The 25,905-nt window shown below is 62.1% G+C and carries 28 protein-coding genes; 16 read left to right on the forward strand and 12 right to left on the reverse strand.

The genetic code is table 11. The features are described 5' to 3' along the window. Positions 1-9: 9 nt before the first annotated feature. From VKS22_03240 to tsaD, 9 genes are read right to left on the reverse strand one after another with little or no spacing between them, the layout of a single operon-like run. On the reverse strand, positions 10-792 hold the full coding sequence (locus VKS22_03240) for a TatD family hydrolase (GenBank protein ID HLW69617.1): 783 nt from the start codon (positions 790-792) through the stop codon (positions 10-12). Continuing rightward, positions 789-2,474 (reverse strand): methionine--tRNA ligase, encoded by a 1,686-nt coding sequence (gene metG / locus VKS22_03245; protein ID HLW69618.1) that lies wholly within the window; start codon positions 2,472-2,474, stop codon positions 789-791. Before metG ends, VKS22_03240 begins: the two co-directional genes overlap by 4 nt. A gap of 17 nt (positions 2,475-2,491) precedes the next feature. Further along, complete coding sequence (gene ricT / locus VKS22_03250) at positions 2,492-3,361, reverse strand: regulatory iron-sulfur-containing complex subunit RicT (protein ID HLW69619.1); 870 nt, start codon at positions 3,359-3,361, stop codon at positions 2,492-2,494. Further along, on the reverse strand, positions 3,361-4,434 hold the full coding sequence (locus VKS22_03255; GenBank protein HLW69620.1) for a hypothetical protein: 1,074 nt from the start codon (positions 4,432-4,434) through the stop codon (positions 3,361-3,363). The genes ricT and VKS22_03255 overlap by 1 nt, the downstream gene beginning before the upstream one ends. Further along, positions 4,431-5,096 (reverse strand): dTMP kinase, encoded by a 666-nt coding sequence (gene tmk / locus VKS22_03260; protein ID HLW69621.1) that lies wholly within the window; start codon positions 5,094-5,096, stop codon positions 4,431-4,433. The genes VKS22_03255 and tmk overlap by 4 nt, the downstream gene beginning before the upstream one ends. Then, a complete protein-coding gene (locus VKS22_03265; protein HLW69622.1) occupies positions 5,096-5,959 on the reverse strand; it encodes a prepilin peptidase in 864 nt (287 codons plus the stop codon). Before VKS22_03265 ends, tmk begins: the two co-directional genes overlap by 1 nt. A gap of 44 nt (positions 5,960-6,003) precedes the next feature. Further along, positions 6,004-6,837 (reverse strand): bifunctional DNA-formamidopyrimidine glycosylase/DNA-(apurinic or apyrimidinic site) lyase, encoded by an 834-nt coding sequence (gene mutM, locus VKS22_03270; protein HLW69623.1) that lies wholly within the window; start codon positions 6,835-6,837, stop codon positions 6,004-6,006. Then, positions 6,830-7,690, reverse strand: a complete 861-nt coding sequence (gene rsmA, locus VKS22_03275) for a 16S rRNA (adenine(1518)-N(6)/adenine(1519)-N(6))-dimethyltransferase RsmA (GenBank protein ID HLW69624.1) — start codon at positions 7,688-7,690, stop codon at positions 6,830-6,832. The genes mutM and rsmA overlap by 8 nt, the downstream gene beginning before the upstream one ends. A gap of 58 nt (positions 7,691-7,748) precedes the next feature. Continuing rightward, on the reverse strand, positions 7,749-8,753 hold the full coding sequence (gene tsaD, locus VKS22_03280; GenBank protein HLW69625.1) for a tRNA (adenosine(37)-N6)-threonylcarbamoyltransferase complex transferase subunit TsaD: 1,005 nt from the start codon (positions 8,751-8,753) through the stop codon (positions 7,749-7,751). A gap of 83 nt (positions 8,754-8,836) precedes the next feature. On the opposite strand from tsaD, the gene VKS22_03285 reads away from it, so the two are divergent. The 7 genes from VKS22_03285 (at position 8,837) to rbfA (ending at position 16,030) form a co-directional block, all read left to right on the forward strand. Further along, positions 8,837-9,805, forward strand: a complete 969-nt coding sequence (locus tag VKS22_03285; GenBank protein HLW69626.1) for a quinone oxidoreductase — start codon at positions 8,837-8,839, stop codon at positions 9,803-9,805. 183 nt (positions 9,806-9,988) lie between these two features. Further along, positions 9,989-10,468: a ribosome maturation factor RimP gene (gene rimP / locus VKS22_03290; GenBank protein HLW69627.1), complete on the forward strand. Its 480-nt coding sequence runs from the start codon at positions 9,989-9,991 to the stop codon at positions 10,466-10,468. A gap of 65 nt (positions 10,469-10,533) precedes the next feature. Beyond that, the gene (gene nusA, locus VKS22_03295; GenBank protein ID HLW69628.1) at positions 10,534-11,979 is read left to right on the forward strand and encodes a transcription termination factor NusA; all 1,446 of its coding nucleotides are present in this window, start codon (positions 10,534-10,536) and stop codon (positions 11,977-11,979) included. Continuing rightward, positions 11,957-12,235, forward strand: a complete 279-nt coding sequence (locus VKS22_03300) for a YlxR family protein (protein HLW69629.1) — start codon at positions 11,957-11,959, stop codon at positions 12,233-12,235. Before nusA ends, VKS22_03300 begins: the two co-directional genes overlap by 23 nt. Before the next feature lie 29 nt (positions 12,236-12,264). Next, positions 12,265-15,306 carry a translation initiation factor IF-2 gene (gene infB / locus VKS22_03305; protein ID HLW69630.1) on the forward strand — a complete coding sequence of 1,014 codons (3,042 nt, stop codon included), beginning with the start codon at positions 12,265-12,267 and terminating at the stop codon, positions 15,304-15,306. Between the two features lie 39 nt (positions 15,307-15,345). Beyond that, positions 15,346-15,627: a DUF503 domain-containing protein gene (locus VKS22_03310; GenBank protein HLW69631.1), complete on the forward strand. Its 282-nt coding sequence runs from the start codon at positions 15,346-15,348 to the stop codon at positions 15,625-15,627. Positions 15,628-15,676: 49 nt separating this feature from the next. Beyond that, positions 15,677-16,030 carry a 30S ribosome-binding factor RbfA gene (gene rbfA, locus VKS22_03315; GenBank protein ID HLW69632.1) on the forward strand — a complete coding sequence of 118 codons (354 nt, stop codon included), beginning with the start codon at positions 15,677-15,679 and terminating at the stop codon, positions 16,028-16,030. Between the two features lie 38 nt (positions 16,031-16,068). Here rbfA and VKS22_03320 read toward each other — a convergent pair whose 3' ends face one another. Further along, positions 16,069-17,088, reverse strand: coding sequence for a hypothetical protein (locus VKS22_03320; protein HLW69633.1), 1,020 nt, complete (start codon positions 17,086-17,088; stop codon positions 16,069-16,071). 352 nt (positions 17,089-17,440) lie between these two features. Here VKS22_03320 and VKS22_03325 point away from each other — a divergent pair, with 352 nt between their 5' ends. The 5 genes from VKS22_03325 (at position 17,441) to VKS22_03345 (ending at position 20,750) form a co-directional block, all read left to right on the forward strand. Next, positions 17,441-17,563 (forward strand): hypothetical protein, encoded by a 123-nt coding sequence (locus tag VKS22_03325; protein HLW69634.1) that lies wholly within the window; start codon positions 17,441-17,443, stop codon positions 17,561-17,563. Positions 17,564-17,651: 88 nt separating this feature from the next. After that, positions 17,652-18,539 (forward strand): IS1595 family transposase, encoded by an 888-nt coding sequence (locus tag VKS22_03330; GenBank protein HLW69635.1) that lies wholly within the window; start codon positions 17,652-17,654, stop codon positions 18,537-18,539. Positions 18,540-18,618: 79 nt separating this feature from the next. Further along, positions 18,619-18,807 carry a hypothetical protein gene (locus VKS22_03335; GenBank protein ID HLW69636.1) on the forward strand — a complete coding sequence of 63 codons (189 nt, stop codon included), beginning with the start codon at positions 18,619-18,621 and terminating at the stop codon, positions 18,805-18,807. After that, entirely contained in the window at positions 18,808-19,920 is a 1,113-nt protein-coding gene (locus VKS22_03340; protein ID HLW69637.1) for a hypothetical protein, read from the forward strand. It abuts the gene before it with no gap. 47 nt (positions 19,921-19,967) lie between these two features. Further along, the gene (locus VKS22_03345; protein ID HLW69638.1) at positions 19,968-20,750 is read left to right on the forward strand and encodes an enoyl-CoA hydratase/isomerase; all 783 of its coding nucleotides are present in this window, start codon (positions 19,968-19,970) and stop codon (positions 20,748-20,750) included. A 6-nt stretch (positions 20,751-20,756) separates the two neighbouring features. Here VKS22_03345 and VKS22_03350 read toward each other — a convergent pair whose 3' ends face one another. Then, a complete protein-coding gene (locus VKS22_03350) occupies positions 20,757-21,527 on the reverse strand; it encodes a dienelactone hydrolase family protein (GenBank protein HLW69639.1) in 771 nt (256 codons plus the stop codon). A gap of 200 nt (positions 21,528-21,727) precedes the next feature. On the opposite strand from VKS22_03350, the gene VKS22_03355 reads away from it, so the two are divergent. The 3 genes from VKS22_03355 to VKS22_03365 all read left to right on the forward strand — a co-directional run bounded on the left by VKS22_03355 (position 21,728) and on the right by VKS22_03365 (position 23,791). After that, positions 21,728-22,354 (forward strand): DedA family protein, encoded by a 627-nt coding sequence (locus VKS22_03355; GenBank protein HLW69640.1) that lies wholly within the window; start codon positions 21,728-21,730, stop codon positions 22,352-22,354. 85 nt (positions 22,355-22,439) lie between these two features. Continuing rightward, positions 22,440-22,994, forward strand: coding sequence for a carboxymuconolactone decarboxylase family protein (locus VKS22_03360; GenBank protein ID HLW69641.1), 555 nt, complete (start codon positions 22,440-22,442; stop codon positions 22,992-22,994). A gap of 56 nt (positions 22,995-23,050) precedes the next feature. Next, a complete protein-coding gene (locus VKS22_03365; GenBank protein HLW69642.1) occupies positions 23,051-23,791 on the forward strand; it encodes a thioredoxin family protein in 741 nt (246 codons plus the stop codon). On the opposite strand, the gene VKS22_03370 is transcribed toward VKS22_03365, so the two are convergent. Next, a complete protein-coding gene (locus tag VKS22_03370; GenBank protein ID HLW69643.1) occupies positions 23,774-25,468 on the reverse strand; it encodes a thiamine pyrophosphate-binding protein in 1,695 nt (564 codons plus the stop codon). The genes VKS22_03365 and VKS22_03370 overlap by 18 nt on opposite strands. Before the next feature lie 108 nt (positions 25,469-25,576). Here VKS22_03370 and VKS22_03375 point away from each other — a divergent pair, with 108 nt between their 5' ends. Continuing rightward, on the forward strand, positions 25,577-25,891 hold the full coding sequence (locus VKS22_03375; protein HLW69644.1) for a hypothetical protein: 315 nt from the start codon (positions 25,577-25,579) through the stop codon (positions 25,889-25,891). Positions 25,892-25,905: the final 14 nt, after the last annotated feature.

Consider the following 25,905-nt stretch of genomic DNA (forward strand, 5'->3'; position numbering starts at 1 on the left):
TTCGGCGCTTTATGTAGCGAGAAACAGGCGGGCGACGTTGGTGGTGATTATCGCGGCGAGCGCCGCGGAATCAACGCCGCGTAAACCGGCCAAAACTTCGAGCGTGCGCATGACAAAGGCCGGCTCGTTACGTTTCCCGCGATACGGCTCGGGCGCGAGATAGGGCGCGTCAGTCTCGATCATAATCCTGTCGTCGGGCACGACCGTCGCCGCGATGCGACTCGTGGCGGCGTTGCGAAAAGTCACGATGCCCGAGAACGAGATATGGAAGCCGAGCGCGAGGAAACGGCGGGCCGCCTCCGTGTCGCCGGTGAAGCAATGAATCACGCCGCCGCGCGGCGGTATCCCGACCTCTTCGACGATTTCGCGGACGCGTGTTTCGGCGTCGCGGCAATGGATCACGATGGGCTGGCCGAGCTCGGCGGCCAGCTCGAGATGACGCCGCAGCGCCGCTTCCTGCGCCTCGTGCGGCGAGTGCAGGTAATGGAAATCGAGGCCGCTTTCACCGATCGCGACGACGCGCCGGGAGCGTGCCAGATCGCGCAGCTCGTCGAGTCGCGCCGCGTCGCAATCCTTGGCGTCGTGCGGGTGGACGCCGATTACCGCATAAACGCTGTCGTTGCGCTCGGCGATTTCGACGGTGCGGCGATCGGTCTCGATTGTGCCGATCGCGCCCACTGAGATAATCGTCTCGACGCCCGCCGCGCGCGCGCGGGCGATTACGGCTTCGACGTCTTCGCGCAGACGCGGGTCGGCGAGATGGCAGTGGCTATCGGGGACGGAAAAAATCAAGCTTTGGCTTTCTCGATACGCGGGAAAAGCGCGACCGGCGGATTGACCTTATGGCCGAGCTTCAAGCCTTCGCCATAGGGCTTGCGCGCAGTCTCCTCATCGACGTTGAGCATCGCGAAGATTTTTTGTGCGGTCACCGGCATGAAGGGTTCGAGGGTGTTCGCGAGAACACGCACCGCTTCTGTCAGATTTGCGAGGATCACTTGAACGCGTGCTGGATCTGTTTTGAATAGTGTGAATGGCACCGTCATCGCAACGTACTTATTGGCAAAATCGAGCATCTTCCATATTTCCTCAAGTGCACGGTTGAAGCTTAGCTGATCGACTAGTTTTCCGACCGTGGCGGGCTGGTCTGTGAAAACACCGCAAAGATGAAGGTCGATGTATCCCGGAGGTCCTATATCTATCGGTGGAGTCTGATGGAGCGATGTCAGTGTCGACATAATAGCCGGATTTGCCGGAGTGGGGCCAAGAGGGTCACCGAACTTGGGTCTCGCTTTTACGTCCAAGCTGGCCAAGAGAGAAGGATCTGTTGGCAAACTCTTGATCTCGCTGCTGAAATAATTCCGCGCCATCGTCAGGACACGACTCACGAGATTGCCGAGGTTGTTGGCGAGGTCAGCGTTGTAACGCTCGGTCAGCCGCTCCTCGGAAAAATCGCCGTCGAGACCGTAGGCCATCTCGCGCATCACGAAGTAGCGCAGCACGTCGGGGCCGAAGGATTGTTCATAGGCGACCGGATCGCGCACGTTGCCGGAACTTTTCGACATGCGCGAGCCGCCAAAGTTGAGCCAGCCGTGGACGTTGAGATGCTTGAAAAAAAGCCCGTCGAAGCCCGCCGCCAGCACCATCGGTGGCCAGTAAACCGCATGGGTCTTGAGGATGTCCTTGCCAATGAAGTGTTCGGTATGGGGAAAGACCTCGCGCATGTAGCGGTCGATATCGCCCGAGTCGGTGGCCGGTTTGCTGACGTAGGTCCAGAAGGCGTCGTACCAGACGTAGGTCACATAGCGATCGTCGAAGGGAATTTCGATGCCCCAGTCCATCCGCGTTTTAGGCCGCGAGATGCAGAGATCGGCGAGTGGTTCGGCGAGCATGTTGAGCGCCTCATTGCGGTAGCGCTCGGGCCGGATAAAATCGGGATGATCGTGGATATGGCGGAGCACGGCCTCGCGATACTTGTCGATCTTGAGAAAATAGTTGCCCTCGTTGATCAGCTCGACCTTTTTGTTATGTACGGGACAAATACTATCGGGCAATAATTCCTTCTCGGTATAGAAGCGCTCGCAATCGACGCAGTAGAGCCCAGCGTAATCGCGGAAGTAGATATCGCCGCGCGCATAGGTCCGGGTCAGCATCGCCTGGACGAATTTTTCATGCACCGGATCGGTCGTGCGCACCCAGTAATCGAAGCTGACGTTGAGACCGGCGAAGGCGGCGCGGAACAGCTCGCTCATCTGATCGGTATAGACCTTGGGCGCGAGTCCCTGGGCGAGCGCGGCGCGGCGAATCTTGTCGCCGTGCTCGTCGGTGCCGCTGAGAAAGGTCACCTGCTCGCGGCCGACCCGCCGCCGTTGGTAGCGGGCGAAAACGTCGGCGGCGAGCGCTTCGTAGGCGCTGCCGACGTGCGGCGCGCCGTTGCAATAGAAGATTGCGGTCGTGATATGGACGCGCTGAGGCATAGGTAATCGGCGCTGCTTTAGGAGGCGGGCGGCGCTTCTTTCGGACGGCGCGCGTCGACGAGGTCTTCGAGCGTCGCCTCGACGAAACTGCCGTCGCTCTCGAGCTGGATCATGACGGTCTGCTTGAGGATATTCTGGCGCGTAACTTTGCCGTCGCCTTTTACCGATTCGACGCGCTTGCCGAGATTCGGCAGGGCGCGCTTGAGTTCGACATACGTCGCATATTCGTATTTCAGGCAGCACTTGAGCCGGCCGCACATCCCGGCGAGCCGCGAGGGGTTGAGCGCCAGACCCTGATCGCGCGCCATCTTGACCGTCACGGTGTCGAAGTCGCGCAGGAAGGATGAGCAGCAGAGCTCGCGGCCGCACGGCCCGAGACCGCCGGTGACTTTGGTCTCGTCGCGCGCGCCGATCTGCTTCATCTCGACGCGCACGCGCAGCGTGTTGGCGAGGTCGCGGACGAGATCGCGGAAGTCGATCCGATTTTCGGCGACGAAGTAGAAGAGCGCCTTGCGCCCGTCCAGCGTGTAGTCCGCCTTAACCAGCTTCATCTCGAGGCGGCGTTCCCGGATACGGGTGACGCATAGACGCTCGGCCTCCGCTTCGTGCGCGAGCTTGTCCTCCTCGACGCGATAATCCCGATCGTTGGCGATCCGCGTAACGCTTCTAAGCGAGCGGAGATCGAGTGTGCGGGCGGGCTCATGCGGAGCGAGCTCAACGGTTCCCAGACGCGCGCCGTTTTCGGTGTCGACCAGCACGCGATCCCCGCGCCGGAGCGCAAAAGCCGGCGCCAGGTAATTGTAGAGATGACCGGTGGGTTGCAGGCTGACCGCGACGATTTTGGGCGAATTATCTGGGGTCTCGAAGGGATCGATGTCAGCAGCCACTATTCACCTCTGAGGGCGGCGCTCGCCGCCATCCACCATTGCTCGGCCTGGAGGCGTGAATTGGCCATCGCTTCGATCGCGGCGCGCGCTGCCAGCGCGCGCGCGGCGAGTCCCGCGATCGTGGAAACTTCGAGTTGGAGAGCGAGTTGCGCCATCATCTTCGCGGTGGTTGGGGCTGACGCCTCCGGCACCGTCCCGAGCAGTTTGCACGATAGCACCTCGGCGAGCAGGCGCGCGATCAGCTCGAAGTTGTCGGCAGCCTGCTCGCGTCCGCCGAAGAATTCCTGGGCGAGCGCCTGGACGCCGTCGAAGCCGAGCGCGCGGGCGCGGCTGAGCGCCGCCAGCAAATCCTCGGCCGGCGGCGACTCGCCCTCGGCGAGTTCGAACGCGCGGCTGACGCTGCCGCGCGCGAGACGGGAGATCGCGTTTGCGCGATCGGCATCGAGCCCGCCGCGCGCAACCAGGATCGCCGCCACTTCCGCGGTCTCGAGCGGCGCAAAACGGATCGGCCGCGTGCGCGACCGGATCGTGTCGAGCAGCGCCCGTTCGCTGTCGCTGACCAGAAAGATCAGGGTCGCCCCGGGCGGCTCTTCAAGCGTCTTGAGCAGCGCATTCTGCGCGGGCAGGTTCAGGGTCTCGGCGTCGTCGATGATCGCGACGCGGCGCGGACCGCGCGCCGGCCGCACGCCCAGATGATCGATGAGGCCGCGTACCTGCTCGATGAGGACGTCTGAACGATTCGCGGCGCGGGCGATGTAGGCATAGTCCGGATGTACGCCAGTCGCGATCTGGACGCAGGCTTCGCAGCAAGCGCATCTGAGGGCGGGAGTGGCGGCGCTGCGTCCGCGACCGGCCCCCTGCGGCTCGCGCACCGGACAACTCACGACAGTGCAGCAAAAGCCCGGTCCTGGCGCACGTTCGCACAGGATACTGTGCGCGAAGCCCTGTGCGATCAAAGCCTTGCCGACGCCGTGCGGCCCGGCGAGGAGGTAGGCATGGGAGGGCCGTCGTTCGAGCTCGCGCGCGAGGCCGGCCACGAGTTCGCGATTTCCCGCGAGGGCGGCGAAACTCATGACGGCTCCAAACGCAGCGTCACCGCGCGCAGAATCGCCGCGCTGACGGCGTCGGCGGACAGCGTCGCGTCGATCACCGTGACGCGCGCCGGCTCTGCGTGCGCGATCGCGAGAAAGCCCTCGCGCACCCGCCGATGGAATTCCAACTGCTCGCCTTCGAAGCGATCGGGCTTGATGCCGGCCGTTTGGCGAGCGGACGCGGCGCCGCCGGTTTGGCGCGCGCGCGTGCGGGCGAGTCCGAGCTCGACCGGACAATCGAGCACAAAAGTCAGGTCCGGCGCCGTCGCGTTACTGGCAAGGCGGTTGAGCTCGTCGAGCAATCGCCGATCGAAGCCGCGGCCATAGCCCTGATAGGCGACGGTCGAATCGGAGTAGCGATCCGAGATCACGATTGTGCCCGCGGCCAGCGCGGGCTCAAGTTTTTCGCGCACGTGCTGCGCGCGATCCGCCAGTACCAGCAGGAGTTCGGCGGCAGGTTCGAGCGCGACCGCGGGGTCGAGGAAGATCGTCCGAATCACGACGCCGGCGCGCGTGCCGCCGGGCTCGCGGGTCGTCGCGGGAGCATAGCCCAGGGCCCGCAGGCGGTCGGCGAGGATCGCCGCCTGCGTGGTCTTGCCCGAGCCTTCGACCCCTTCGAGCGTGATGAAGAGTCCGCGCGCCATCAGCTCGCAAGATACCAGCGCGTGAGCGGTGTCTGAAACAGGGCGTAGACCGCGGCGGCGAGAGCGAGAAACGGACCGAACGGGATCGGTCGTTGGAGCACTGAGGTCTCATCTGTGGGCGAATCAGCGCTGCGCGCGGCTGTGACCTCCGCGATCGCCTCGGACAGCGGCTCCTCCGGCAACGTCCATCCATTTATGGCGATGGCCAGCCCGCCGATCGAGCCGAAAAGCGAGCCGAAAAAGAGCGTGAAAAATGCGCCGGGCCAGCCGAGAAATGCGCCGGCGATCGCAACTACGTAAAAGTCGCCCACTCCTACGCCTTCTTTTCGACGAATCAGCCAGTAGCCGAAGCGCGTCACAAACAAAAAGGTGATGCCTCCGATAATGCCGATGAGCGAGCTTCGCCAGCCGACTTCGGGCATCAGCAACCATGCGGCGACGAAGCCGAGCGGAACCATCGTGAGGGCGGCGCCGTCGTAGATCACGCCCCAGTCAAAGTCGATCATGCCGATCACCAGGAGACTGGCGCAGAGGACAAAGCGCGAGAGTGCGTCGGCGGGAGGAAATTGCAAGTATAAGTAGATCGCCGCCGAGGCGAGCGCGGCCTCGATAAGAAAGTAGCGGAAGCCGATCTCGCCACCGCATCGTGGGCAACGGCCTCGCAGCACGATGTATGAGATGAGCGGGAGATTGGCCCAGAGCGCGAGCGGCTCGCGGCATCGCGCACAGAACGAGCGCGGCGCGACGATCGAAAGCTCGCGCGGGAGCCGATAAGCAACGACGCCGGCGAAACTGCCGACGCAGGCGCCGAGCGCGAACACAAGTATAGCTCCCGGCACGCCAAGTAAGCCCCCCTCGCCCATTATTTTGAGCTTACATACGCGTCAGAGGCGGCGCTATCGCGGCCCTACTTTTGGCACTTAGGGCAGAAAAAGCTCGAGCGTTGACCGACGACGACGGCACGAATGGCCGCACCGCACGCCCCGCATGGCTGACCTTCACGATCGTAAACCTGCAGGCGCTTTGCGTAGCGGCCGGGTTGCCCGCGCGAGTCGCGGTAGCTGCGAAAGGTCGTGCCGCCGCCGCCAATCGCTTCGCGCAAGACCTGGCGCGTGATCGTCGCGATCCGCGCCAACTCGGCGCGGGTGACTTTGCCGGCGCGGCGCGTCGGCCGGACGCGGGCGCGAAAGAGAATCTCGGAGGCGTAGATATTGCCGACGCCGGCGACGGTCCGCTGATCCATCAGGAGGTTTTTGATCGCGGTGGCGCGTCCGCGCGTGACTTTCCACAGGTATGCGGCGTCGAACTCGCGCGCGAAGGGCTCAGGGCCGATCGCCGCGAGCTCCGCGATCGCGGCGAGCTCGGCGCGGGCGATCAATTTCATCAGGCCGAAGCGCCGCGGATCGTTGAAAACGAGTGCGCTGCCGTCGTCGAGCCTGAAGCTGACGTGATCGTGACGCGGGTCGAAACCGGCGGCGTCAAGCGCGGCGTGGCGATGGGTCAGGCTGCCACTCATGCCGAGATGAACCATCAGGAGACGCTCGTCGTGGAGTTCGATCAGCAGATACTTGGCCCGGCGTTGCACGCCAGTTATCGCGCCGCCGGCGATACTCGTAGCGAGGTCCGCGGCGACGGCGCGACGCAGGCGCGGGTCGGCGACGCTCGCGCCGACGATCGTGCGACCGACGATCGAGTGCGCGAGGATCCGCCGCAACGATTCGACCTCGGGGAGTTCAGGCATCGCGGCAATCCGGCGGGCGTGCGGCGTCGCCCAGCGCCCGCGCCAACCTGACGAAGTCGGCAACGGCCAACATCCCGGGCCGCGCTGACGGCTCGATCGCCACGCGGGCCAGAGCCTCTTCGGCGACGCCTAGTCGCAGCCGCAGTCCGGTCGCGAGCGAGTTGCGGATCGTCTTGCGCGGCGTGGAAAAGCTCGCGCGAATAGTGGTCAGAATCGCCTGCTCCTCAGATTCGCTGGCGAATAATTGATCAGCGCTCGGCGAGAAAACCAGAACTTCAGCATCGACCTTGGGCCGCGGATGGAAATTGCCGGCGGCCACGCGAAAATGATCAATCACCTCCCAGTAGAGCGCCGTATAGACGCTGAGTGCGCCGTACTGGGAGGTGCGCGGTCGCGCGCGAATACGCTCGGCGACCTCGCGCTGAAACATCAAGACCATACGCGTGATAAGCGGACGAGACGCGCACAGCCGCTCGAGGATCGCGGCGGCGGCGTTAAACGGCAGGTTGCCGATTACCTTGAACCTGCGGTCATCGAACTCGTGAGCATCCGTGACGGCTTTTCGGTCCTCAGCGAGCGCTTTGAGGTCGGTGCGTAGAAAATCTTCGTTAATCACGATGATGCGGGAATCCGCGACGAAACGCGCGGCCAGCGGCGCGGCGAGACGCGGATCAAGCTCAATCAAGGTCAGCCGCGCGAGGGGATGACGCGCGATCGCGTCGCTCAGGATTCCGAGTCCGGGCCCAATCTCGACGACCCGATTATTCGGGACGAGTTGCGCCGCAGCGACAATCCGCTCAGCGAGGCGCGCCTGCACCAGGAAGTTCTGGCCGCGCGATTTTCGCGGACGCACGCCGGCGCGCGCCAGCGCGGAGCTGGGAGCGGACGCAAGGTCCGTTGCAGGAACTGAGTTAGAGCGCAAGGTTGGCCGCGGCGTCGATCGAGAGCGCGTCGCGCTCGCCACGCAGCAGCCGATGGCTGCCGGCGAGCGCGATCATCGCGGCATTATCGGTGCAGTATTTGAAACTCGGCGCGACCATCCGGCGGCCGTCAGCCGCGGCGTCCGCGGCCAGGCACTCGCGCAGGCGTGAGTTGGCCGCGACCCCGCCAGTCAGTGCGATCGTATCCGCGTTAACTTCGCGCGCGGCCGCCAAGGTCGGCCGCACCAGCATCTCGACTACCGCCTCCTGAAAGCTCGCGGCCAAATCGGCGTGACTCAGTGTCACGCCGGCTTCACTGCGCAACAGCGTGGCGACGGCGGTCTTGACGCCGCTGAAGCTGAAGTCGAGCGGCGCGCCTTTGACCCGCGCGCGCGGAATTTTGACCCGACGCGGGTTGCCGCTACGCGCCAGGTCGTCGATTATCTTGCCGCCCGGATAACCCAGGCCCATCAACTTGGCGACCTTGTCGAAAGCCTCGCCAGCCGCATCGTCGCGGGTTGAGCCGAGCCGGCGATAGCTGCCGAAATCCTCGACCATAAACAGCGCGGTGTGACCGCCCGAAACGACCAGCGCCAGATAGGGCATCGCGACTTCATGCTCGAGCAGCGGCGCGAGCAGATGGCCCTCGATATGATTGACGCCCGCCAGCGGCAAGCCGGTCGCCTGCGCCAGTCCCTTGGCGTACATCAGGCCGACCAGCAGGGATCCGACCAGTCCGGGGCCGCGGGTTACTGCGATGCCGTCGAGATCGCCGAGCTTGCATCCGGCGGCAGCGAGGGTGCGTTCGACTACGGGCTGGATCGTAATCACGTGATTGCGCGAGGCCAGTTCCGGCACGATCCCGCCGTACGCGCGATGGATATCATCCTGGTTGGCGGCGGCGCTCGCGCGCACCATCGCGACGCCTGCGCGATCGGTTTCAATTATCGCCGCGGCGGCATCGTCGCAGGAGGATTCGATCCCGAGAATTCGCATGATCGGCAGTCTGCTATTCGTGATCCGTTTGATCAATCGATCGAAATCTGATGCTACCATAAGCGGGAGTGCAGCGAACTTCGATGAAAGCGATTCAGTTTGATCGGCTCGGTGGCCCGGAGGTGATGGAGTTGCGGGAAGTCCCCAAGCCTGCGCTCAAGCCCGGCACGGTGATCGTCAAGAATCACACGATCGCGATTAACTTCGGCGATCTCTTTTTTACGGAGGGCACTTATCTCGTGAAGCCGGTCTTTCCTGACACGCCCGGTATGGAGGCGTCGGGCGTAATCGACGCGGTGGCCGACGATGTCACGGATCTCAAGCCCGGCGCCCGCGTCGCTTATATCGGGATGGGCTCGTACGCCGAGTACACGCGGATTCGCGGAAATCGCGTAATTCCGATCCCTGACCATCTGAGCTTCGAGGAGGCCGCGGCCTTTCCAATCGCGGTGCTGACGGCGTGGCACATGATTAACACCTGCCATCGCACTGAACCCGGCCAGACCATGATTGTACATTCTGCCGCCGGCGGCGTGGGCCTCGCGGCGGTGCAGCTCGCCAAGGCTGCGGGCGCGCGCGTCTTCGGCACGGTTTCTAGCGACGTTAAGCGCGATCTCGTGCGACAATACGGCGCTGACGAGGTCATCAACTACGAGACTCAGGACTTCGCCGCCGAGGCGATGCGGCTGACGGCGAATCGCGGCGTCGATCTGATTCTGGACGCCGTGGGCAAGCCGACTTTCGACAAGGGGCTGAGCTGCCTCGCGATGTTCGGTCATCTGATCTCATATGGGCGGGCCGGCGGCGTTCCAGACAAGCTCGACGTCACGCGGCTGTTTCCGAAGGCGCTCAAGGTCAGCGGATGGGCCGTGCCGATGGTCTATGCGCATCACGAAGTGCATCGGCGGGGTCTCGAAGATGTCTTTCGCCTCTCACGCGAAGGGAAGCTGAAAATTCCGATCGGCGGCAAGTATCCGCTGGCCGAGGCCGTCGCGGCGCATCGCCATCTGCTGTCGCGGAACTCAGTCGGCAAGCTGTTGCTGATACCCTGATCCATTGTCGGTGCGGCGGGCGCGCTCGGTCATCGAGCTTGCCGACAAATCCTCGATAGTGATAATCTTGCGCCCTTGGGCTGCGGCCCATTTTTTGTTCTTCGCGGGTTCGCGTTCTCCCGGACATTGAAGGACTTGGTAGCGAACCGTCGGCGAAGAATTGGCGTCGGGTAAAATCCGGTGATGGTGCTGCAACTTAACTCGGTGGCGAAGAAAGTGGTCGAACTGATCGAGCCGCATATCGAGCGGCAGGGCTTCGAGCTGGTCAATGTCGAGTTCCGCCAAGGGACCCGTCATGCGCTTTTGCGCCTCCTGATCGACAAGCCCGAAGGCGGAATTTCGCTCGACGACCTCGAGCAGCTGACGCCGCTGGTCGGCGATCTGCTTGACGTTTACGATCCGGTCGAGAGTCGCTATACGCTCGAGCTGGCTTCGCCGGGGATCAATCGGCCCTTGACGAAGCTCAAGGATTTCGAAGCTCATGTCGGACGGCGGATTAAGCTGAGGACCTATCGGCCGCGGGAGGGGCGCAAGAATTTCGGCGGCGTGTTGGCAGGCGTCAGCGCCGCGGGCATCGAGCTGGATGACGACTTGACCGGCGGCCGGCAGGCCTTCGGCTTCGAGGAGCTCCAGGGCGCCAACTATGAGCATCGATTCGACTGAAATTCCCGGCTTGCGGGCCGGCGGCGACGGCGCATCAACGGATGTGACGTTGCGGCGGAGGTAATATGGCGGGCGATCTGAACCGCGTGATTGAACAGGTCTCGAAGGAAAAAGGCATCGACAAAACGATCGTGGTCAGCGCGGTCGAGGAGATGATGCATTCGGCGGCGCGCCGCACCTTCGGCGCTGATCGCAATATCGAGTCGCGCTTTAACGCCGAGCTCGGCGAAGTCGAGCTGTTCGAGATCAAGACGGTGGTCGAGAAGGTTGCCAGTCCCGGGCCCGAGGTCGAGCTTGAGGAGGCGCACGCCAAATACGATCCCGACGCGCAGGTCGGCGACGAAATTCTGATCAAGCTCGATACCGCGACCATGGGACGCATCGCGGCGCAGGCGGCGAAGCAGAACCTGATTCAGCATATCCGCGACGCCGAGCGCAAACAGATCTACAACGAGTTCAAGGATCGCCGCGACGAGGTCGTCTCGGGCATTGTGCAGCGCTTCGAGCGCAAGAGCATGTTTGTCAACCTTGGGCGGACCGAAGCGGTCCTGCCGGAAAAGGAACAGATTCCGCACGAGCGCTACCGTCAGGGCGACCGCATCCGCGCGATAATCCTCGAAGTGGACCTTTCGGAAAAAGGCCTCGCGATTATCCTGTCACGCACCTCGGACCTTTTCCTCATGAAATTGTTCGAGCAGGAAGTGCCGGAGATGTACGAAGGTATTGTCGAGATTCGCCAGTGTGCGCGCGAGCCGGGTGGGCGCGCCAAGGTTGCGGTCTATTCCAACGACAGCGACGTCGACCCGGTCGGCGCCTGCGTCGGCATGAAGGGCACCCGCGTCCAATCGGTCGTTCAGGAGTTGCGCGGCGAGAAGATCGATATTGTGCCATGGACCGACGACCAGGCCGAGTTAGTCTGCCGCGCACTGGCGCCGGCCAAGGTCTCGAAGGTGATCATCGACGACGAGGAGCATGCGATGGAAGTGGTGGTGCCCGACGACCAGCTTTCGCTGGCGATCGGCAAACGCGGCCAGAACGTGCGCCTCGCCCATCGCCTCTCCGGCTGGAAGCTCGACGTGCGCAGCGACTCGGAAGCGGAAGAAGAGGCGCGCGAGGCCCGCGCTTCCCTCAACGCCATCCCCGGCATCGGCGACATCAACGCCGAGCTGCTCTATCAGTGGGGTTTTCGTTCGGCCGAGCAGCTCGCCGAGGCCAACGAGCACAACTTCGAGGTCGAGGGCATCAGTCCCGAGCGCGCGATCCAGGTGATTCATGCGGCGCGCGATTGGGTCGCGACCAAGGTCCGGCTTGAAGAAGAAAAGGCGGTGGCGGCCGCGCAGGCCGCAGCCGCGACAGCCGCTCTTGCTGCGGATGAGTCGGCGGAATCCGCCGTCGGCGAAGCTGCGGCGTTAGGGCCTCAAGGGTATCCGCCACCCGATGCAGGCGACGGTGCGGAGTCAGCAGCCGTTAGCGCCGCGGACACGGAAAATGACGTCGAGGCGAAATCATAAACCGGTACGGAGCTGTCTCGGATGCAACAGCCGCGACTTGCAGAGTACGCTGGTGCGCGTGACGATCGTGGACGGCGCACTGGTCCTCGACGAGCCACGGGAGCGCGGCGGTCGCGGCGGCTACCTGCATCGTGACGCCGGTTGTTTGCAAAAATTCGTGCGCAGCCGGGTCAAGGAATTCCGCGCGTTGCGGCGTGGGATTCCGCGCGATGAACGCTCGAGGATCACGGAACTGCTTCAGGTCGCGGCTGGATAGCGTCGCAACGCGGAGATAAGATAACAGCGATGGCGCGCAAGCGTATAAAAACTCTCGCTCACGATTGGGGTTTCCCGGTCGAAGAAGTGTTGGCCAGTTGCGAACGGCTGAAGCTGCCGCACGCGCTCTCGGAGTCAGTCCTGCTGTCTGCCGAGGAGACGAGCCGAGTCCGGGCCGATCTCGACGAGCAGGCTCATCGCGCGGTCGTGATGCGGCGCGAGACCACGCTCGAAACCAGTGCCGGCAAGGTGGTCGAAAAACGGCTCAACGCCACCGTCATGCGCCGCCGCCACGCGGAACCGGCGCCCGGCGCTGCGCCGGTCGAACCTTTCCACTTCGAGATGGAGAGCCCGGAGCCTGTCGAACAGACCTTCTCAGGACCGATTTTTGACGAACCGCTGAAAGTCGAGCCGCGTTTGCCCGAGCTTCAGATTATCGAACCAACGTTCGTACCCCCGGCGGCGACTGCTCCGGCAACGCCGTCGATTCCTCCAGCCGCGTCGCCGGAAGTTGAACTGCCGCGCGCGGCGGTTAACGGCGCGGCGGCCAAACACATTGCAGAGGCGCACGCCGAACCCAGGCCCACAGCGCTCACCCAGACCGCGCCGCCAGTCGCGGCCGCGCCTCCCGTCGCGGAACCGCCGGAGGTAATCCAAGCTCAGCCCGCGGAGCAGATTCAGCCCGCCGATCAGATTCAGCCTCTGGCGGCGCTTTCGCCAGTGACGAAGACCGGTGCGCCGACGCGCGTAGCGCCGGCCAACCTGCCGGGCGCAACCGTGGTGCGGCGCCAGTTCGAACCGGGCCGCACGGTCAATCTGACGAACCGCGCGCATACTGCGGCGCCCTCGATGGACGAGGGTCAGGCCGGACCGAAAGTGCTCGGCAAAATAGATTTGCGCAAGCCTGCGACCACCAAGCCCGCGCCACCCACCGGAGTGCGTCCGGGTGGACCGCCGCGTCCGGGGATGCCGCCGCGACCCGGCGCACCCTCGCGACCGGGTGCACCGGCACGGCCGGGCGAGCGGCGCATCGGCACGCTCGCGCCGACGCCGGGTCCGGAGAACTTCGGCCCGCCACCGTCGCCCGATTCGGCCAAACCCGGCGCGCGCACGATCAAGAAGAAGAAGGTCGTAAAACGCGGCACGCCGGATATTGCCGCCGAGCGCGAAATGCGCGGCCTGCGCGTCCCGCGCAAACGGCGCGCGATGCCCGGGAAAGAGCTGCATAAGACCGAGATCACGACGCCGCGCGCCTCCAAGCGTATCGTGCGCATCACCGAGGGCGTTACCGTCGGCGACCTCGCCCACAATATGGGCGTCAAGGCCGCTGAGATTATCAAGCAGTTGATGGGTCTCGGCGTGATGTCCACGCTCAATCAGGTGCTCGACGTTGATACCGCCACGCTCGTCGCGGGTGAATTCGGTTATAGCGTTGAGAACGTCGCCTTCGACGCGGAGTCGGAGATCGAAGAAGACCTCGGAGCGGTAACGACCGGCGAAAGCGTTACGCGCCCGCCGGTGGTGACCGTGATGGGCCACGTTGACCACGGCAAGACCTCGCTGCTCGACGCCATCCGCCACACCAATGTCACCGAGCGCGAGTTCGGCGGCATCACCCAGCATATCGGCGCCTACATGGTCGAGGTACACGGCCGCAAGATCAGTTTTGTCGATACGCCGGGCCATGAGGCCTTTACGGCGATGCGCGCGCGCGGCGCCAAGGTCACGGATATCGTCGTGCTCGTCGTCGCCGCGGACGAAGGTGTGATGCCGCAAACGATCGAGGCGCTCAACCACGCCAAAGCGGCCGGCGTGCCGGTGATCGTCGCGATCAACAAGATCGATAGGCCCGAAGCTAATATCGACCGCGTCAAACAGCAACTCACCGAGCAGGGTCTGATTCCCGAGGATTACGGCGGCGAGACCATCACGGTGCCGGTCTCGGCGCGCTCCGGCGAAGGTGTCGAAAAGCTCCTCGAAATGATTCTGCTGCAAGCCGACGTGATGGAGCTCAAGGCCAACCCCGATCGTTCCGCGCGCGGCGCGGTCGTCGAGTCGCAGATCGATCGCGGCCGCGGTCCCGTCGCCACCGTGCTGATACAGGAGGGCACGCTCCATACCGGCGACGCCTTCGTCTGCGGCACCTCCTACGGGCGCGTGCGCGCGATGCAAAATCATCTCGGCGAGCGCGTCGCGGATGCCGGACCTTCGACGCCGGTCGAGGTCTTTGGCCTCTCCAGCGTGCCTGAACCGGGCACCGCCTTTACGGTGGTCGCGGAGGAATCCAAGGCGCGGCAAGTGGCCGAGTTCCGCCGCTCCAAGTTGCGCGATGTCGGACTGCAAAAGACCAGCCGCGTCTCGCTGGAAACCTTGAGCGAACGGCTCCAGGCAGGCGAGGTCAAGGAGCTGCGCGTCATTGTAAAGGGCGACGTCAACGGCTCGGTCGAGGCGCTGGCGGATTGGCTCCAGCGGCTCTCGACCGGCGAGGTGAAACTCGAGCTGCTCCACAAGTCGGTGGGCGCGATCTCCGAGACCGACGTAACTCTCGCTTCGGCCTCGCGGGCGATTATCCTCGGCTTCAACGTGCGGCCGGAGCCCAAAGCGGCGCAGCTCGCCGAGAAAGCTGGCGTCGATATTCGGCTCTACACGATTATCTACGATGTCCTCAACGATATTCGCGAGGCGATGGAAGGCTTGCTCGCGCCGACCTATCGCGAGAAGGCGCTCGGCCGCGCCGAGATCCGCCAGACCTTCATGATTCAGAGCAATACGATCGGCGGTGCGATGGTCACCGAAGGCAAGTTGCTGCGCGGCGCGCGCTCGCGCCTGGTGCGCGACGGCCGCGTCGTTTGGGAAGGGAAAATTGCCTCGCTGCGGCGCTTTAAGGATGACGCGCGCGAGGTTCTTTCAGGCTACGAATGTGGCGTCGGGCTCGAGAACTTCAATGACCTCAAGCCCGGCGACGTCGTCGAGGATTTTGAGATGGAAGCGGTGTTGCGCAAGCTTGGCGCGCCGCGCGCGGAGGCGCAGCGCGGAGCCGGGGGAGCAGCAGAAAAGCAGCCTCAACCCTAAGGCGTCGATCGGCGCGCCGGTGGCGAATCCAATATGGTGGTGGGAGTCTTGCGCCTGACCCTCTTCCTGCCCGAGAACCATTCGCTCAAGGGCAAGCGCCAGGTGCTGCGCGCGATCAAGGCGCGCGTGCGCAATAAGTTCAACGTCTCGATCGCGGAATCCGACGACAACGACCTGTGGCAGCGCGCCGAACTCGGCATCTGCCAGGTCGGCAACGACCGCGGCTTCGTCGATTCGGCTTTGCGCGAAGTGGTCAACTTTATCGACGATCTGGGGCTGGCGCCCCTCGGCGAAGAATCGCTCGAAATTCTCAACTATTGAAATTTTCAACTATTAGGGTGCGCGCGGCGCGCGGTGTAGGCTCGAAACCATGGAAGGCGATGGCAGGCGGCCCGAACGGGTCGCCGAGATGGTGCATCGAGAAGTGGCCCTGATGCTGTTGCGGGACTTGCGCGATCCGCGCCTGCGCGGGATCAGCCTGACCCGCGTGCGCATGACCGACGATCTGCGGCGCGGCCGGATCTTTTTCTCGCATCTCGGGGGCCGGGTTCGCGCCGCTGACGCGATTAAGGGCTTTCAGAGCGCCAGCGGTTTTATCCGCCGCCAGCTTGGCCGCGCGCTCAGCCTGCGCTATACGCCGGATTTCGCTTTCGAGTTTGATCCGGGTCTCGAAAGCGCCGCCCGCGTCGACACCCTACTGCGCGAAGCCCGCCCGAAGGAATAGTCCTGGCGAAATCAGCGAGCTGCACCGAGCCTTTCTTTTTAAATAGCATTGATGATCTGGCTGACTTGTGTAAGCTCCATATTCAGTCCATGCCCGTCCACACCCAACGCGTCGGCCAGTGTCTTGAAGCGCCAACGCCAATCGAGGCGCTCCAGCGATCTTTTGTAGTTGAGCCGGGCGCGACCTGGCGTCCATTCGCGAACCGCGGGAGCAAGTACGTCGAGCCCTTCAGTGCGATTGACTGTCCCAAGATCGAGTTGGGCCTCCGGCCACAAAAGTGACTGCACTGGCGCGCTACGTGGCGGGACTCCGGCGATAGTGGCGCCCGCCGCGAGCGCATCGGTCCAGCGCGCGGTGATGTATTCGCGCTCGGGGTGGGTTTGAACGCTGGGGCTGACCCGGTTCGAAAAGGCCAATGTGAATTTGGTTCGACTCAAAATCTCCATTAAAGAGCGCTGGTTGTCCGTCGCATTACTGAGAATTGGCGGACGGCCCTGAAAGCTCAGATTGCGCGACTGGCAGAGCAGCATGCTTGACGGATCGTCCTCCCATTCTGATGGCTGGCGTCCAATTCGCAAAAGATCGAGAGCGCGCACCCCATTACATGAACCCAGACGCAATACGTCAGAGCCCCAAGGCAGCCAATCTACTGGTGCAGGTACGGCCTCGCGCCAGCTTTTCAGATCCTCCTGTTCGGTCACGAATACATGGTCAAATATCCGTGCCAGGCGCGCGAAGCGGGGGATGCGGCTTGACCAGAATGAGTCAAATGCCCAGGCGACTATCCGGCCGTATCTTTTCCGCCAATTTTCGAGCAGCAATATCGAAGCAAGATTTGCAGGATCGGGGCAGATGAGCAGGCAAGCTGCTCCCCGTCGCTTGCGCGGCAGTAAGCTACCCAACTGTTGAGTCTTCGTGGCAGTCCTGGAGCGAACCACGACTAATTTTCCATTGAGCAGTTCGGCGGCGAGCCGCGCCATATAGTTAACCGCGGTGTATCCAGGAGATCCGGGATCGGTATAAACAATTTCAATTGGAGTTTCGATAAAAATCTCCATTCATGCTACACACTGAACTTATCGGTATGTAACTGGTAGTAGACGTTTATGTACTGACAGCGCTCACGCTCCGCAGCTATGAGATTTACCCGCGCTGGCGGGACCGTCGCTTGAGCTTCCTACGCTTAGCGCAACAGAAACGGCTTGATCTGCTTTTTTGTATCCGCGAGACGGGTCAAGAAAAGCGAGCAACGGGTCGCGCTTAAATCTTTCCGAATTCGCTCGAATAGCCTAATAAGCCGCCGCGGCATGAGCAAGTGTACTCGTTCAGTACATGGTGAATTATTTGGAATTTGGCGCGTCATGGCGGACATTCGCGCGCGAATGACTCTTAAAAACCGCGAAGCTTAAATTGCGCGGCGGTGCAGCGGATGGTCGCGTGCTCAGCCTGCGCTATACCTCGGAGTTCGATTTCGAGTTTGATCCGGGCCTCGAAAGCGACGTCCGGCGGCGCGAAGCCCGCCCCAAGGAATAGCTCTCGCCTCGAAAATCGAGGCCCGAACCTTATTAGGGGAATCTTCCCCCAATTGACACCACACCCGTAATCTGTTAAATTCCAATGCATGACGCTCAAAGAACATCTGGAACAGTTCCCAGACGAAGAAGCCTGCAAGCGCTATCTGGTAGCCAAGCGCTGGCCGGACGGCGTGCGCTGTCCGAAGTGCGGTAGCGAGAAGGTCTTTCACGTCACGCACCGCCCGTTCCATTGGGTTTGCAAGCAGCGCGATTGTGGCGGGCGGAACGGGTATCGCTTCTCCGTTATCAGTGGGACCATTTTTCAGGATACTAAACGCCCTCTGAAAGAGTGGTTCACTGTCGCTTTCCTGATTCTGAACGCAAAGAAGGGGATCAGTTCCCTGAACGTTCAGCGCATCATGGGTTTCAAGAAAGAAAAGACCGCGTGGTATATGTGCCATCGGATTCGCGCCGCGATGAAGGATAACGACTTCGCGAAATTGATGGGCATTGTCGAAATCGATGAGTCGTTCATCGGCGGAAAAGATAAGAATCGCCACTGGAACAAAAGAACGCATATAACGGGTGGACTCGGTTCGGGTAAGGTTGGCGTCATCGGAGCAATCAGCCGTAAAGGCAACGTGGTCTGCCAGATAATCGATAACACCGATGCAGCTACGCTCAATCGCTTCGTTCGTAAGACGGTCAGCGGGTCGGTTGACCTTGTATCTACCGACGAGCATCGCGGGTATGCGCATCTGGACGCGATAGGTTTCCCGCATGAAGCGGTCAGCCATAGTACTGGCGAGTACGTTCGCGGCCAGATTCACACGAATAACATTGAGTCGTTTTGGGCGCTGCTCAAACGTGGTGTAGTCGGCACTTACCACAATGTTAGCGCGAAGTACCTTCCGCTCTATTTGGCGGAATTTCAGTTCCGGCATAACAACCGAAAGAACCCTGACATGTTTGGCGAAATCATAGCAGGATGCTGAGGCATCCTCGCTGGCAGGAACCTCAGCTACCACCAGCCAGACCAATGCAATTGCAATTTGACTTTGTGAGAAAGGAGCCATGCACAAAAAGGATGAAGAACTGATTGCACAAATCGAGAAGGAAAAAGCTGAGCACGGTTTAGAGTTTAAAAACGACGTTCCAGAGCCGCACTTACATGAAGTGCTGAAGCGGCTCATAGAGACACCACCATCGAAGGTTGTGCGGGGGGAGCATGAAAAACGACGGCGGGGACGTAGGCGTCAGTAAGTGAAAGGCTCAAGAGTTTTGCTCGCGTTAATCTTGGCGATATTTCTGCCCGCTGGGAAAAGTAGCTTCGCGCAAAATAGTCCAACTCCAAGCACTACTAACAACTACTATTATTCCGGCAATTGGTATTATAACGAACAAGGGCCAATCCCAGGGCCAGCCGTGAAAAAAAACGACCAAAGACCCGGCGATGGCACAAATGACGCCGAGACTAAACCCCTTCCACTCGTTGGTAAGCCCGATAATAAACATCCCGACGACGTCGCAGACGACAAAAACGATACCCTCAAGGTTACTGTCATCAATGTTAAGCGCGACATAATCGACTATGCGGCTTTTGCTCTTAGTGCCCTCCTTGTTGGGTTGCTTGGATGGCAATTGCGAATCCTTAATCGAACCTATATCGCCGACCACCGGCCACGCCTGATAATACGCCATATCGCGCTTCTTACCGACCCGGACGCATTGCTCGCGGCTGATGAAACTGGCCAGCTCCAGCCAAGAGCCGCAGAGTTCGCTTTTGTACTCAATAATCGAGGAGCCACTTGGAGCAAGATTGTTGAGGGTAACATTACGTTGAAATCGATCGGCAATGAAAAAGGCTTTTCTCTTGAGAGTCACATGCGCATGCGTGGTCGCGAATTGCTTCCATCGCTTGATAAGGAAACTGGCGTCCCGGTCTATGGCGAGGAACGCGGGTTGCTCAAGGGCATCAAGCTTGGTCCCGACGAAGAAAGACGGATCAGACTCTTCGCTCCAAAACCACGCACTGTGCGCGAGGCAACCAACACGTATATGGCTCTGCATCCCGAAAGAAATATCGATGCGGTGCGGTTCTTCGCATTTGGATATTTCCGCTACAGCGATTGGACTGGCCGTCGGCATACGTCGGCATTTTGTCGCTGGTACGAGCCTGTCGCAGGGATGATATATGCGGTCGCCCTGTGGTGTCAATTGGGGGAAGATTCCCCTATAGAGGGATCAGACAGCAAGTTTTATCTTCAACCAGACCAGCTAGTCACCGCAAGCAGTCAATCGAACAGTTCCCTTCGAACGCATGGAGGGCTGACGATGAAGACGCCCGGCGTCGGCAACACGACCCGGCGATGCTAGATTGTGGCTCACGGCCGCCGCGATGCGGCTCAATGAGGAGAAGGCTGATGGAGTTCGAGCGTGCAAAGTTGGATTTCGATGGAAGCGTCGGCGTCCTGACGCTCAATCATCCCGAGGTCATGAATGCGGTTTCACCGGAGATGGTCCGCGGGCTGATGAAAGCGCTCGACGAGGTCGAGCGCGGGAAAAACAGCGTCCGCTGTCTCGTGATGACCGGCGCCGGGCGCGGCTTTTGCGCGGGCGCAAACTTGCAGCCGGGATCCTCAGGCGCCGCCGACCCCGGCACGCTGCTCGAAACCCTGTTTCATCCTTTTCTCCGGCGGCTACGCGAGCTGCCGATGCCGCTCGTGACGGCGGTGAATGGCGCGGCGGCCGGAGTCGGGATGAGCTTCGCGCTGATGGGCGATCTCGTCCTCTGCGCGCGATCGGCTTACTTTCTGCAAGCTTTTCGCCGCATCGGACTGGTCCCCGATGGGGGTTCGACCTGGCTGCTACCGCGCCTCGTGGGCAAGGCGCGCGCCGCCGAACTCTCGCTCCTGGGCGAAAAGCTGCCGGCCGAAAGAGCGCTCGAATGGGGTCTGATCAACCGCGTCTATGACGATGCGGAACTGATCGGGAAAGCCTCGGAACTCGCTCGCGACCTCGCCAACGGTCCGACTGTCGCGCTCGGCCTGATCCGCCGGCTCTACTGGCAGAGCGCGGACAATTCTTACGAGGAGCAGCTCAATCTCGAATGCCAATCGCAACGGAGCGCGGGCAGGTCGGCCGATTGTAGAGAGTGTATCCGCGCCTTCCTGGAGAAGCGCCCGGCGAAATTCACCGGCGCGTGAGGCGGCTCAGGCGAGATGCTGCCTGAAGAACGCGAGCATCTTCGGCCACAGTTCAAACGCTGCTTTTTCGCGATAGCTGGGACGATAATCGGCGAAAAAGGCGTGGCCGGCGTTTTTGAAGATTTCGAGTTGGAAGCTCTTCGCGGATTTTTCCAGCCGCCGCCGCAATTCCTCGGCGTCGCTTGGGGAGGGGTTCTGATCCTCTTCGCCGCAGACCACGTATAACGGACAGTGGAGTTGTGGAACGAGGTCGATGACGGGAGTCGGCCGCTCCGGCGTCGTAACGGCGTCAGGGGTCGCGCGTGTGATGAATCCGCCCCAACAGTCAATCGCGGCGTTGACTTTGTCGCTGCTGGTGGCAAAAAGCAGCGTCCAACGCCCGCCGACACAGAAGCCGACGCAGCCGACGCGTCCGCTCGCCTTCGGCTGGGCGCGTATAAAGGCCGCCGCGGCCTCGGCGTCGCGCACGACCTGCGCGTCCGTCAGCCCGAACATCTTGGCGCGAACTTCATTCATGTCGGTCGCGTTTTTCGGCGCGCCGATACGCGAATAGATGTCCGGCGCGAGCGCGATGAAGCCCAGATTGGCGAGACGCCGGGCGACATCGCGCTCATGCTCGACCAGCCCGAAGGCCTCGTGCAGGACGATAATCGCGGGATAGCTTCCCGCCGCTTTGGGCCGCGCGAGGTAAGCCTTCATCTGAAAGCCGTCACTCGGGAAGCTGACGTCGCGCGCGTCGAGATTGGTCAAATCCGAAACTTCTCCGGCTAATGCCATAGTGGTTGTCTCCTGACGTATTGAGCCGCATCGTTGGGCTGCGGATCAATTCTCGATAGCGCATTTCGCCGATCGATCCCAAGTGCTTGCCCAAGGGGTGGCGCACGCGCCGGAAGCATGACCCCCTTACTTTTGTCGGCTCTCTTCGGCAGACTTTCGATCTGACCGATGCGGTGCGCAGACCGCGAAGCTGCTATCAAATGCATCTCATAAACCCCTCCCAGATGACGGATTGGCTCGGCGTGTGGGGCTATCTCGGAATCTTCGTGCTGGTGTTCGTCGGTAATTTCGGCGTCCCGGTGCCCGAAGAGACGGTGCTGCTGGTTGCGGGCTTTATGGCCGGCCGCGGCGATCTCGATTTGCGGACGCTCTATCTGGTCGGGATCGTGAGCGCGGTAATCGGCGATTCGTGCGGCTTTGCCTGCGGGCGAATCGGCGGTCAGCGGCTCTTCGAGCGCCTGGCGCAGCGCTTCAAATTCGTGCGCGAGCGCTACGTGCACCTCCAGGATTTCTTCGCGGTGCATGGCAGCAAGGCCGTGTTTATGGCGCGCTTCGTCGCCGGCGCGCGCTTCATGGCCGGCCCGATGGCCGGGGCGGCGGGGATGCCTTTTCTGCGCTTCCTCGGCTGGAACGTGCTGGGCGCGCTGACCTGGTGCTCGCTGGTGATCACGGTCGGCTACCTGGTCGGCGACGAGCTCGATTGGGTGATCTACGCGGCTCATCGCGCGAGTCACTGGATGGCCTTGGCGCTGATTCTCGCCGCCGCCGTGCTGATCTATTACTGGCGGCGCGAGCGCGCGCCGTCGGCCTCTGCCCCGCCCGGCTGAAGATGGCGGACGGTTTGCCTCTTCGGCGCGGGTCGGATTAGTGTCGCGGGAATTACGACACGAAATCACCGAAGGAGGTATACCGATGGCGCTGTTACCGTTCGTTGACGAAAGCCACGCTTCCGCAAAGACTCGCGAGATCCTGGGCAACACGCCGCGCAAGCTCAATGTTGCGCGAATGATCGCGAACGCCGCAGATGCGGTCTTTCAGAACTTCTCGCGGCTCGGCAACTCGCTGATGACGCGCGGCAAGCTCAACGGCAAGCTGCGCGAACTCGCGATTCTGCGCAACGCGCGGGTCTGCAATTCGCTCTATGAGTACACTCAGCACGTGCCGATCGCGAAGAGCGTCGGCGTGAGCGATGAGCAACTGCGCGGCGTCGACGATTGGGAGGCGGCCCAGTGTTTCAGCGACGTCGAGCGGCTGGTGCTGCGCTTCACCGACGAGATCGCACGCAACGTCAAGGGCTCGAAAGCCACGCTCGACGCGCTCAAGCAACATCTTGGGACGGGCGAGATCGTCGAGTTGATCATGGCGATCGGCTTTTGGGGGATGGTCGCGCGCATCCTCGAAACCACGGAGGTCGAACTCGAGGATTTTGCCGGCAAGGTCAACCTGCTCGAAGGCGCCAAGCAGTAAGTGGAACAAGGCGCTGCTCTCGGACTTGTAGGCAAACGCAAGGAGCGATGACGGAGATGTCTCACAAAGTTGTCTCGCGCGAGGAATGGATCGAGGCGCGCAAGCAGTTACTAATCAAGGAGAAGGAGTTCTCCCGCCTGGGCGACCAACTGAGTCAGCAGCGCCGGGAGTTGCCGTGGGTGCGAGTCGAAAAGGAATACCTATTCGAGAGTCCGTCCGGCAAAGAGAGTCTCAGTGACCTGTTTGCCGGAAAAAGCCAGCTCGCTGTCTATCATTTCATGTTCGGGCCCGAGTGGGAGGCGGGCTGCCCGCATTGTTCCTTCTGGGCCGACAACTTCGATGGTATCGACGCGCATCTGCGGGCGGGCGACGTGACGCTGATCGCCATATCCCATGCTCCGCTGCCGAAACTTGAAGCGTTCAAGCAACGCATAGGTTGGAAATTCAAGTGGGTTTCCGCGGGCGAGAACGGCTTCAACTATGACTATTTTGTCTCATTCACCGCCGAGCAGGCCGCCAAGGGTGAGATTTATCAGAACTACCGGCTCAAGCAGAGTCCGTTAACAGAAATTGTCGGAATCAGCGCCTTCTACAAAGCCTCCGACGGGGGCATCTTTCATACCTATTCCGCCTACGAACGTGGTGTTGAAACGATCAATGGCGCTTACCACTGGCTCGATCTGATGCCTAAGGGGCGCGACGAGGCCGGGCTGACCTTCGCGCAGTCCTGGGTGCGTCATCACGATCGCTACGGCAGTGACTATCGCGGACCGGGCGGATTAGTCATTCCTGCGTGAGTTCGCGGGCGCGCGCGAGTGGCGGGCCGCGGCCTGAATGTACTTGATCGTCACCGGTGAGAGGTCGTCGCGTCCCACCCGCACGTCGATAATCGCGAAGGCTTTTTGGCGATGCGCCGCCTCGAGCGCGTCGCGCAGCTCGGTTAGGGTATTGGCGACAAAGCCGGCGCCGCCCCAATCCTCGGCCAGCTTCGCGTAGGGCCACGGCGGAATCTCGAGCAGGTCGCGGCGGTCGGAAGCGATCGGACGGAAGATGCCCCAGCCGCCATTGTTGACCACCATCACGATCGGATTGGCGCCGAACTTTGGCGCTTGAGAGATTTCGGGCCCGGTCATCTGAAAACCGCCGTCGCCGCAGAGCACCAGCGGCCGTTTGCCGGAGCCGACCTGCGCGCCCAGCGCGGCCGGCACCGCGAAGCCCATCGAGGCGTAAAAGCCGTGCGCGAAGTAGGTGCCCTGACCGGAGACCCGCACGTCGAGGCCGCCGAACAGCATGTCGCCGGCCTCAGAAATGACCATATAGCCGCGATGTTTCGCGACGAAATCATTGACCGCGCGCAGCAGGTCGCTGACTTTGACCGGCGCTTTGCCGGCGTTAACAGGCGCGGAGTTGTCAGGCAGATTACTCGCGTAGGTAATCGACTCCTGATGCCGCCGCAGATCCTGCTTGAGCAGCGCGCGCACAAAGTCACGCACGGCGACGTCGGTATAGGTGTGATACTTGACGTCGACCCGGCGATCGACCGCCCATACCGATTGCGCCTGAATGATATGCGGCGGGCGGTTGCCGAAGTTCATATCGGTGCGCAGGCATCCGAGGTTGAGTACGAAGTCCGCCGCGTCCATCCGGGCCACCAGCGGCCCCGGGCTGATCGGCCCGACGTGAACACCCAGGTAAAGCGGATGCTCCATCGGGAAGGCCCCCTTGCCCAGCACGGTGGCGCAGACCGGCGCGCCCATCCGTTCCGCCAGGGTGATCAGATCGTGCGAGGCCTTGTAGCGATGGATTTCGATTCCGGCGATCACGATTGGATGACGGGCCGCGTTGAACATGGCGGCGGTCTCGCGCGCCGCCTCGACGACCTTGCGCCGATCGGAGTCGGCAAAGTGCAGGCGGCCGTCCCACTCGATTAATTCGTCGGGAACCTCGATTTCACGGTCGACCATGTCGCGATGGATCTCGACGTACCCCGGCTGCTGATTGGCCCAGACCGCGGTTGTCACCTCATGCAGCTCGCGGGCAGCCGTATGCGGATCGGTCAGCACGCGCGAGGCGCAGGAGACCTCCTGGTAGATGCGATGCTGCGACTCGATCTCGCGCGCCTGATGATGAATCAGGGTGCCGAGCTTGCGCTCCTCTTCGCCCGGGCCGCCGGAAAAAATCAGCAGCGGCACCCGTTCGGAGAAGGAACCGGCGATTGGATTCACCATGTTATGGCCGCCGGCGCCGTAGGTCACGCAGATTACGCCGATCTTGCCGGTCGCGCGCGCATAGCCGTCGGCCGCGAAACCGACTCCCGGTTCGTGCGCCAGCGTCAGAATATCTAAATCATGCTTGCGGCCGAGCGCGAAAAACAGCTTGAGCGCGAGATCCCCGGGAATCCCGAAGACGTGCCGCACACCAATTTTCTTGAGATAGACGACGAGAAACTCGCCCAGGGTCATACGCCGCTTCATCCGGTAACCTCCGGCGCGATTCTAGCTGAAAGTCGCGCCGGAATCCCGGCGCTTCGCGATATAACCGGCGTCGGCAACGATGTGCTAAGCTCAACGCGTAGGCCAAGCATGTTTCGCTCGTTTCTCAGGACGCAGTTGCTGAACCCGATACGGATGCGTGGGCTGATCGTCCATCTGCCGAAGTTCGCGCGGGTCTTCTATCGCCTGATGGGCGATCAGCGGGTCTCGGTGATCGCGAAAGCGGTGCCCTTTCTGGGCTTGCTGCTCTTGCTGACGCCGCCCGCACTCGAGCTCGATTTCATCCCGGGTATCGGCCAGCTCGATTGGGTGCTGGTCGGCTACATCTCCCTCAAGCTCTTCCTCTGGCTCTGCCCTCCCGACGTCGTGCGCGAGCATGTTGCGCAGGTCGGCCGTGGGGCGTAGAGAATAACCACCGA

This window comes from Candidatus Binataceae bacterium (assembly GCA_035308025.1).
GTDB lineage: Bacteria > Desulfobacterota > Binatia > Binatales > Binataceae > JAJPHI01.

Bases quoted from the DNA above. Each gene is read 5' to 3' on its own strand.
- metG (HLW69618.1), bottom strand. From the start codon at position 2,474: ATGCCTCAGCGCGTCCATATCACGACCGCAATCTTCTATTGCAACGGC.
- VKS22_03255 (HLW69620.1), bottom strand. From the start codon at position 4,434: ATGAGTTTCGCCGCCCTCGCGGGAAATCGCGAACTCGTGGCCGGCCTC.
- tmk (HLW69621.1), bottom strand. From the start codon at position 5,096: ATGGCGCGCGGACTCTTCATCACGCTCGAAGGGGTCGAAGGCTCGGGC.
- VKS22_03265 (HLW69622.1), bottom strand. From the start codon at position 5,959: ATGGGCGAGGGGGGCTTACTTGGCGTGCCGGGAGCTATACTTGTGTTC.
- mutM (HLW69623.1), bottom strand. From the start codon at position 6,837: ATGCCTGAACTCCCCGAGGTCGAATCGTTGCGGCGGATCCTCGCGCAC.
- tsaD (HLW69625.1), bottom strand. From the start codon at position 8,753: ATGCGAATTCTCGGGATCGAATCCTCCTGCGACGATGCCGCCGCGGCG.
- VKS22_03285 (HLW69626.1), top strand. From the start codon at position 8,837: ATGAAAGCGATTCAGTTTGATCGGCTCGGTGGCCCGGAGGTGATGGAG.
- rimP (HLW69627.1), top strand. From the start codon at position 9,989: ATGGTGCTGCAACTTAACTCGGTGGCGAAGAAAGTGGTCGAACTGATC.
- nusA (HLW69628.1), top strand. From the start codon at position 10,534: ATGGCGGGCGATCTGAACCGCGTGATTGAACAGGTCTCGAAGGAAAAA.
- VKS22_03300 (HLW69629.1), top strand. From the start codon at position 11,957: ATGACGTCGAGGCGAAATCATAAACCGGTACGGAGCTGTCTCGGATGC.
- infB (HLW69630.1), top strand. From the start codon at position 12,265: ATGGCGCGCAAGCGTATAAAAACTCTCGCTCACGATTGGGGTTTCCCG.
- rbfA (HLW69632.1), top strand. From the start codon at position 15,677: ATGGAAGGCGATGGCAGGCGGCCCGAACGGGTCGCCGAGATGGTGCAT.
- VKS22_03320 (HLW69633.1), bottom strand. From the start codon at position 17,088: ATGGAGATTTTTATCGAAACTCCAATTGAAATTGTTTATACCGATCCC.
- VKS22_03330 (HLW69635.1), top strand. From the start codon at position 17,652: ATGACGCTCAAAGAACATCTGGAACAGTTCCCAGACGAAGAAGCCTGC.
- VKS22_03335 (HLW69636.1), top strand. From the start codon at position 18,619: ATGCACAAAAAGGATGAAGAACTGATTGCACAAATCGAGAAGGAAAAA.
- VKS22_03345 (HLW69638.1), top strand. From the start codon at position 19,968: ATGGAGTTCGAGCGTGCAAAGTTGGATTTCGATGGAAGCGTCGGCGTC.
- VKS22_03350 (HLW69639.1), bottom strand. From the start codon at position 21,527: ATGGCATTAGCCGGAGAAGTTTCGGATTTGACCAATCTCGACGCGCGC.
- VKS22_03355 (HLW69640.1), top strand. From the start codon at position 21,728: ATGCATCTCATAAACCCCTCCCAGATGACGGATTGGCTCGGCGTGTGG.
- VKS22_03360 (HLW69641.1), top strand. From the start codon at position 22,440: ATGGCGCTGTTACCGTTCGTTGACGAAAGCCACGCTTCCGCAAAGACT.
- VKS22_03365 (HLW69642.1), top strand. From the start codon at position 23,051: ATGTCTCACAAAGTTGTCTCGCGCGAGGAATGGATCGAGGCGCGCAAG.
- VKS22_03370 (HLW69643.1), bottom strand. From the start codon at position 25,468: ATGAAGCGGCGTATGACCCTGGGCGAGTTTCTCGTCGTCTATCTCAAG.
- VKS22_03375 (HLW69644.1), top strand. From the start codon at position 25,577: ATGTTTCGCTCGTTTCTCAGGACGCAGTTGCTGAACCCGATACGGATG.